Annotated in this window: 8 protein-coding genes; 2 read left to right on the top strand and 6 right to left on the bottom strand. The window is 27.7% G+C overall.

Going from position 1 to position 7,553, the window contains the following annotated elements; translation table 11 throughout:
* Nucleotides 1–734 precede the first annotated feature (734 nt).
* Nucleotides 735–1,292, bottom strand: coding sequence for a pyridoxal 5'-phosphate synthase glutaminase subunit PdxT (gene pdxT, locus HZY31_RS02595; protein WP_297317913.1), 558 nt, complete (start codon nucleotides 1,290–1,292; stop codon nucleotides 735–737).
* 88 nt (nucleotides 1,293–1,380) lie between these two features.
* Between pdxT and HZY31_RS02590 the strand changes: the two genes are divergently transcribed.
* On the top strand, nucleotides 1,381–2,559 hold the full coding sequence (locus HZY31_RS02590) for an FAD-dependent oxidoreductase (RefSeq protein ID WP_297317914.1): 1,179 nt from the start codon (nucleotides 1,381–1,383) through the stop codon (nucleotides 2,557–2,559).
* Here the strand turns inward: HZY31_RS02590 and pheA are convergent.
* The 5 genes from pheA to HZY31_RS02565 all read right to left on the bottom strand — a co-directional run bounded on the left by pheA (nucleotide 2,556) and on the right by HZY31_RS02565 (nucleotide 6,704).
* The gene (pheA, locus tag HZY31_RS02585) at nucleotides 2,556–3,365 is read right to left on the bottom strand and encodes a prephenate dehydratase (protein WP_297317912.1); all 810 of its coding nucleotides are present in this window, start codon (nucleotides 3,363–3,365) and stop codon (nucleotides 2,556–2,558) included. The genes HZY31_RS02590 and pheA overlap by 4 nt on opposite strands.
* On the bottom strand, nucleotides 3,362–4,057 hold the full coding sequence (locus HZY31_RS02580) for a class I SAM-dependent methyltransferase (protein ID WP_297317911.1): 696 nt from the start codon (nucleotides 4,055–4,057) through the stop codon (nucleotides 3,362–3,364). The genes pheA and HZY31_RS02580 overlap by 4 nt, the downstream gene beginning before the upstream one ends.
* Entirely contained in the window at nucleotides 4,054–4,341 is a 288-nt protein-coding gene (locus HZY31_RS02575; protein WP_297317910.1) for a hypothetical protein, read from the bottom strand. Before HZY31_RS02575 ends, HZY31_RS02580 begins: the two co-directional genes overlap by 4 nt.
* A 28-nt stretch (nucleotides 4,342–4,369) precedes the next feature.
* A complete protein-coding gene (locus tag HZY31_RS02570; RefSeq protein WP_297317909.1) occupies nucleotides 4,370–5,344 on the bottom strand; it encodes a methanogenesis marker 2 protein in 975 nt (324 codons plus the stop codon).
* Nucleotides 5,345–5,453: 109 nt separating this feature from the next.
* On the bottom strand, nucleotides 5,454–6,704 hold the full coding sequence (locus HZY31_RS02565; RefSeq protein ID WP_297317908.1) for a phosphoglycerate kinase: 1,251 nt from the start codon (nucleotides 6,702–6,704) through the stop codon (nucleotides 5,454–5,456).
* A gap of 190 nt (nucleotides 6,705–6,894) precedes the next feature.
* Between HZY31_RS02565 and HZY31_RS02560 the strand changes: the two genes are divergently transcribed.
* Nucleotides 6,895–7,553: H(2)-dependent methylenetetrahydromethanopterin dehydrogenase-related protein (locus HZY31_RS02560; RefSeq protein WP_297317907.1), on the top strand; the 659-nt coding region annotated here is incomplete at its 3' end.

Here is a 7,553-nt window from a genome sequence, read left to right as displayed (position 1 = left end):
AGATGTGTATAAGAGACAGATAATATTCAGATCAAGATTTTCTCGGGATTCGATATTACTCTCAAAAACTATGCAAATATAAAAACTTATAAATATTTTATACTATTAAAAAATTTAAATACTTTTATCCCCTTTGGGGCGTGATTTTAGACAACTTAACTCCACACCCAATTACAATTATAAAAACAAACTTTTATCCCCTTTGGGGCGTGATTTTAGACAAACTTCCACATTTAACGCTTTTATGTATATATCTTTTATCCCCTTTGGGGCGTGATTTTAGACAATGCAAATGCCACTTTTTTTTGTTCTTGAGTAAGTAACTTTTATCCCCTTTGGGGCGTGATTTTAGACAGGGCACAATTTGAAGAGATAAAATTTTAAAATTACCTTATTATTCTCCTTTATATAGGGGTTATAGTTCGGAGGGTCAATTACCCCTGTTATTTATATACCTCCGAACTTTTATTTATACTTTTCTATTTTGGTTTATTTGCTTAAAATCCCTTAAAATTCTTAATAATAATTTAATTATCGTGGAAAATTGAAGATAAAAACAATTAAATAAAATCTTCTAAAAATCTCAATAATTTAATAAAGTCAAATACTCAAATTAATCAAAATAGAAGACCCTTCGAAATTTGATAAAAATCCTTAAAATTAAAAAATAATAAATTAAAATCCTCTAAATTAAAAAATAAAAATTTTTAGCGAGGGAGGGGATTAAGTAATAATTATTTTACACACTTTTCAACGAAGTATTTATAAACTTTATAGCCATCTTCTGAGAGTTCTGGATGAAAAGATAAAGCCATATACTTTCCTTGTCTAACTCCAACTATTTTATCTTCATCTCTTGCAATAATTTCTACATTGTCACTTAAAATTTTATCAACTACTGGGGCCCTTATAAATACTCCATAAACTTTTCCTAAATCTTTAAATTCAATTTCTTTTTCAAAACTATCTTTTTGTCTTCCATAAGCATTCCTTTTTACAGTGATGTCCATTAATTCTAATAAAATTTGGTTAATTCCTGTCCCTTTTGATAATAAAACCATCCCAGCACATGTTCCTAATATTGGTAAATTAGAGTTTTTTATTTCTTCTAATAATCCATACTTTTTCATTAATTTTCCAATAGTTGTACTCTCTCCACCGGGAATTATTAATGCATCTATCTCTTTTAAATCTTCAACTCTTTTAACTTTCTTTGGCTTATATCCTGCTCTTAAAATTGCTTCTTCATGCTCTTCTACATCTCCCTGAATAGCTAACACGCCAATAATCATAGTATATCATCCTCTATCTTATGGTTTTAAAAACTTTAATGTTATAGTATTTATTATAATATTTATGTATAGTTAAGGATTAGGTGGTATATTGACAAAAATTGCTGTTGTTGGTGCTGGCCCAGCAGGGAGAACTTGTTCAATGTCCTTAGCAGATTTTGGCTTTGATGTTGATTTATTTGAAAAAAATAAAATAGGAGGAACTTGCTTAAATTATGGATGTACATATATAACTGGTCTTAGAGAAATGGCAGATATTCTCAACGATTTAAGTATTTTAAAGAATAAAAAGATAAGATTAGAAGAGATTATATCATTTAAAGAATTACAAGAGAAGATAAGTAAAATCCAAGATAAAATTAGAAACAAATTGGAGAAAGAAACCAAGGAAAAAGGAGTGAATATAAAATATAAAGAATTTAAGGAAAAATATGAAGATAACTATGATTATATTGTCTATGCAGTTGGAAAAAAATATCCTAAATCATACAATGGATATGAAAATGTATTAACTCACAGAGATATACCAAATCTAAAAGAACTTCCAGAAAATATATTAATCATCGGTGGAGGAACAGTTGGAGTTGAATATGCATCAATATTTTCTGACTTTAGAAGCAATGTTGTTTTATATACGAGGTCTAAAATTTTAAAAGAAATTAAAGATGAAGATATTAGGAATTATATAATGAAAAATCTTGTTAATTTTAAAATTATAAATGATAAAGATAAGTTTGAGAAATTATTAAAAGATGATAATTATACAAAAATCTTAGCCATTGGAGGAAAAGGATTATTTGAGACAGATGAATATTTGAGGATAAAAAATAAAAACAAAACTTATGCATGTGGAGATTGTTTAATAAATGGAGGAGGAAATACTCCAATTTCAAGAATGGAAGGAAGAATTGTAGCTCAAAATATATACAATGAAATAAACAACAGAGAATTAAAAAAACCAAACTATGATTTAATTCCAAAAACTGTTAGAATGTCTTTAACTATTGCCTATGTGGGAAAACAAACTAATAAATACAAAATATTAAAAAGCCACATAGGTAAAGGAAACTTTTACAAGGTTTTAAAGAGCGTTGGCTTAAATAAAATATATTACGAAAATGGGAAGGTTGTTGGAGCAATAATAATGACTCCATACCCTGAAATTCTCCCATACTTTGCTCAATTAATTAGAGGAATTGATGTATATAACGACTTTATAGAGGTTCATCCATCAACAGACATATTTTATAAGGAGTTTAGATCTTAATCAAAAACAGGATACTTTCCCAAAATATTAATAAAAGTAGTATGTTTTTTTAGTGATTTTATAATTTCCTCTAAATCCTCTTTAGAATCTTCAAAGTCGATATAAAAAATATATGTTCCCAATCTCTTTTTTGAAGGTCTTGATTCAATCCTTGTTAAATTTATATTTCTTTCTGCAAATTCCTTCAAAATATGATATAACGCCCCCGGCTTATCTTCTTTTAACTCAAAAACAATTGAAACTTTATATTTTTTTGGTAAAACTTTAAAATTTACATTTTTACCAATTAAAATAAATCTTGTTTTATTATTTTTGTAATCTTCAATATTTTTATCTAATATTTTTAAATTATAATATTCTGCTGATTCTTTTGAACCTATAGCCCCTAAAGTTTCATCCTTACTTTCAGCAACAATCTTTACAGCCTTGGCTGTGCTCTCTACTGCCTTAACCTCCCAACCATGCCTTTTTATGTAATTTCTGCATTGAGCCAACGCTTGGGGATGAGATAAAATAACTTTTATTTTATTTTTATCATAACCTATTAAATTGTGATGTATATCTAAGGATAACTCTCCCAATATTTTAATATTTTTAAATTGTAATAATAAATCTTGTGTTAATGATACAGAGCCCTCAATAGAATTTTCTATTGGAACTACTCCTAAACCTCCATTACTTACACATTCAAATATGTCGTATATTGAATTACAGTATTTTATATTATAATCTCCATCTATATACTCTAAAAATTTTTTTGTAGCCTTTTCACTGTATGTTCCTTTTGGTAAGGTGTAAATATTCATTCTTTCACCATGTCTAAAATTAGAAACTGCCCTCTATTTTTAAAAATCTTTGATAATCTTTTATCCAAAGGTTTCCAATATTTTAGAATTCTCTTTAAAATTACTGGTGGAAATATTTTAAAAATTGGAGGTAAATAATATAATGAACTTAAATAAACAATTTTAAAGTTTATATTTGTTTCTTCAAAATCTTTGTAGGATAATGGTTTATGAAAAATTCTAAAATCGTTAAAAATTTCTTCTTTAATTAAACTATCTCTATTTACAACAACTACAATTAAATGTCCATTATTTTTTAAAACTCTACATATCTCATTCAAAGATTTTAAATAATCTACATGCTCTAAAACATTTATACATAGAACTAAATCAAAAGTGTTATCTTTAAAAGGTAAATTTAATATATTACCACAAACTTTTCGCTCTTTGATTTTAAATTTTTTTAGTAAATTTAATGAAATATCCAAATATATAGTATTAAAGTCTTTTGTTAAATTATAAAAGGCTCCATAACCGCATCCACAATCTAAAACTAAAAAATCTTTATTATCATTTTCATTATTTACAATATTTTTTATTAATTTCTTTAGTTCTTCAAAGATTAACTTATCTGCAAAATTTATAATACACTTCATGTATTTTGGAAAGTTATTAGGATTCCAACTGTTGTAAAAATCTTTAACTTCTTTCATAATATTTCACATGTTAATGTATAAATTATCTCATTTTCAAACAATTTTTTAATTTTTTCTTTAATTTCATCAATTTCTTCTCTACTAAGTTCTCTATCTAATTTTTTGTCAATCATAAATCCGCATCTGTAATAATAACCCTCTTCCGAAATTAAAGCCAACTCTGGATATTCGACAGATAAAATTTTTACATCTTCTCCTAAAATTTTCAAAACTTCTTTAAATACTTTTTCGAAATTGAAACCTTCTCTTACATAAAAAACAGCATCAACTGCTAATTTCATAAAAATCACTTAAAATAAAATTTAAAAATTAACATCCACAAATGAATTCCTTTTCAAAGTCAAAGACAATTTCTTTGTTAGTTCCATCAGTAATGTATAACTTTTTGTCTGAGATAACCTCTCCACAAATTTCAGCAGTCATTTCTACATCTTCAAAAATATTTTTAATCTCTTTAAAGTTCTCTTCATTTGCCGTTAAAACGTATCCACTTCCCGGATAAACTTTAAGCCAATGAATTAAATCAATCTCTTCTGGTTTTGGAATTTTTGTAATATCAACAATTCCTCCTTTTCTTGAAACTTCTAATAACATTCCCAAAGTTCCAATAGCTCCAGGATTACTTATATCTTTGCATGAATTGGCTAATTTATTTTCAGCAATTTGAACTAAAGCATCCATCTGAGCTTTAACTAACTTTTTTGATTTCATTGTAGTAGTATCCCAATTTAACGAGAATGATTTATATATTTGTCCAACCAAGTCATAGGCGAATATTATTTTATCGCCAACTTTTGCATTGTCACTTCTCAATATGCAATCCTTTTTGGCTATACCAGTTATAGAAACATCTAAGACATTACATATAGCATCAGGATGTGTATGTCCTCCAACCATAGGAACTCCAAATTTCTTTACACCATCTTTAACTCCTTTTAAAACTTTTCTACAAACATCTTTATCTTTTATACTTATTATATTTGTCATTCCTATGCACTTTCCTCCCATTGCCGCTATATCTTTACAATTAACTAAGACTGAACAATATCCTGCCCACCAAGGATCAGCTTCTAATAGTTTTCCCCATATTCCATCAGCGGCTAACAAAATAGCGTTATCTCCATCAATGCCAATAACTGCCGCATCATCACCAAAATCTACTATAATTTCAAATTCATAATCTTCATCATTAAATTTAAAATTCTCCACAACATCTTTAATAGCTATTTTCCTCAAAATCCCTTCAAAATTTCTTATTTCATAAACTATTTTTTTTAAATTCATACAATCCCCTTTTTATTTATAATAGTAATACAATCAAAGCAAAAATTAAGATAAAGTAATAAATAGTTTAATAAAAAGTAATTATGTTTTATGTATTTAAAGTTAATTGTTAGTTCTTTCTTTTATATTTCTTGTAAGATTCCTTTAACATCTCTATAACTGGCAACTTTTCTCCACCTAAAAACTCTAATGTTGCTCCTCCTCCTGTACTAATGTGATCTATCTTATTAGCAAATCCAAACAACTCTGCTGCGGCTGATAAATGACCACCTCCAATGACTGAAAATCCTTCAGACTCTGCTATCGCCTTTAACAATCCCTTAGTTCCTTTTGCAAATAATTCTTTTTCAAATACCCCAGCAGGACCATTTGCTACAATAGTTTTTGCCTTTTTTATAATCTCACTATAAAGTTCAATTGTTTTTTCTCCAATATCGTTAATTAAACCTTCTATTTTTTTGTCTTTTTGTAACTCTATTTCTTCTCTATTTTCATCTATATTTAAAGCTACATCTACTGGAACAATAATTTTATCTTTAAACTTATCTAACAACTCTTTTGCAATCTCTATTTGATTAGTTAATCCAAGATTATCTATAACTTTTAGATTATCTCCTAAATCATAACCCATAGCTATTAAAAATATATTGGCAACGATTCCAGAGGTTAAAACTTTATCAGCCACTCCTTTTTTTAGGACATTTTTCATAACTTTTATTGAATCATCAGCCTTAGATCCACCTAAAACATAAACGCAAGGCCTTTCTGGATTTTCTAAAACTTTTGATAAAATACTAACTTCTTTTTCCATTAATCTTCCAGCAATCATTGGCATATAGTAAGAAAATCCAACTAATGAGGGCTGTGCTCTATGTGCCGCCGCAAAGGCGTCATTAACAAAATAGTCAAATAATGGGTATAGTTTTTTAATTATATTTGTCTCTGCCTGTTTTTTTAGAGTTATTCCTTCCCACTTTTTCCAATCATTTAAAACCTCCTCTGAATAAAATCTAATATTTTCCAATAAAATGACTTCTCCACACTTCATATTAATTATAGACTCTCTTGCTGTATAGCCAATTACTTCATCTATAAACTCTACTTCTTTACCAATAATTTTAGATAAAACTTTTGCATGATTTTTTAATGTTGTAAAATCTTTTTTTCCTGGCCTACTCTGATGTGCCAATATTACAACTTTGGCATTTTTATTTATCAACTCTTTAACTGTATCTTTTATTTCTCTAATCCTCTTATCGTCTAAAATCTCTCCTGTATTTGGATCTATTGGACAGTTTATATCAACTCTCAAAACTATTCTTTTATCTTCAAATTCAAAGTCGTCCAATGTTAGAAACATATGTCTCCCTCATTAATGTATTTTAATTTGGTGTAATTTTATTTTAAATAATGTTTATAAATTTTATTCTTAAATAATATTAATTTATTTATTAAATAATAACAAATAATAATTCTCGAAAATTATATAAAGGTAAGTAATCTATATATTATAAGATATTAAGATAATAAAAATATTAGAGGGATATTAAATGAAAGTATCAGTATATGGAGCAGGAAATCAGAAGTTGTATATAGAACAGTTAAATTTACCAGAAAAATTTGGTGGGGAGCCACCATATGGAGGAGCGAGGATGGCAATAGAGTTTGCGGAAGCAGGGCATGATGTTATCCTATCAGAACCAAATAAAAATATAATGAGCGATGATTTATGGAAAAAAGTTGAAGATGTAGGAGTTAAGATAGTTAGTGATGATATAGAAGCGGCAAAACATGGGGAAGTTCATATTCTATTCACACCATTTGGAAAAATAACAATAAACATTGCAAAGAATATTATAAAACATGTTCCGGAAAATGCTGTTATTTGTAACACATGTACAATTTCTCCATTGGTGTTATATGTTTTATTAGAGTCAGAACTAAGATATAAAAGGAATGATGTAGGAATAAGTTCAATGCACCCAGCGAGCGTTCCAGGAACTCCGCAACATAAACATTATGTAATTAGTAGTAAAACACTAGATGGAGGAGAATTAGCAACAGAAGAGCAAATAAATAAGTTAGTAGAACTTGCTAAAAGCGTTAATAAAAAACCTTATGTAGCTCCTGCAGATGTAGTTCCAGTAGTCGCTGATATGGGTGTGTTGGTTACTGCTATTGCATTGGCTGGTATTTTAGATTATTATAG

The sequence above is a fragment of the Methanocaldococcus sp. genome, from assembly GCF_024490875.1.
Taxonomy (GTDB): Archaea; AGJL01; Methanococci; order Methanococcales; family Methanocaldococcaceae; genus Methanocaldococcus.
Note: the sequence above shows the minus strand (reverse complement) of the source record. Positions and strands in the feature narration are given on the sequence as shown.

Coding starts and splice junctions, on each gene's coding strand:
- pdxT (WP_297317913.1), bottom strand. CDS start 1,292: ATGATTATTGGCGTGTTAGCTATTCAGGGAGATGTAGAAGAGCATGAA.
- pheA (WP_297317912.1), bottom strand. CDS start 3,365: ATGAATATTTACACCTTACCAAAAGGAACATACAGTGAAAAGGCTACA.
- HZY31_RS02580 (WP_297317911.1), bottom strand. CDS start 4,057: ATGAAAGAAGTTAAAGATTTTTACAACAGTTGGAATCCTAATAACTTT.
- HZY31_RS02575 (WP_297317910.1), bottom strand. CDS start 4,341: ATGAAATTAGCAGTTGATGCTGTTTTTTATGTAAGAGAAGGTTTCAAT.
- HZY31_RS02570 (WP_297317909.1), bottom strand. CDS start 5,344: ATGAATTTAAAAAAAATAGTTTATGAAATAAGAAATTTTGAAGGGATT.
- HZY31_RS02565 (WP_297317908.1), bottom strand. CDS start 6,704: ATGTTTCTAACATTGGACGACTTTGAATTTGAAGATAAAAGAATAGTT.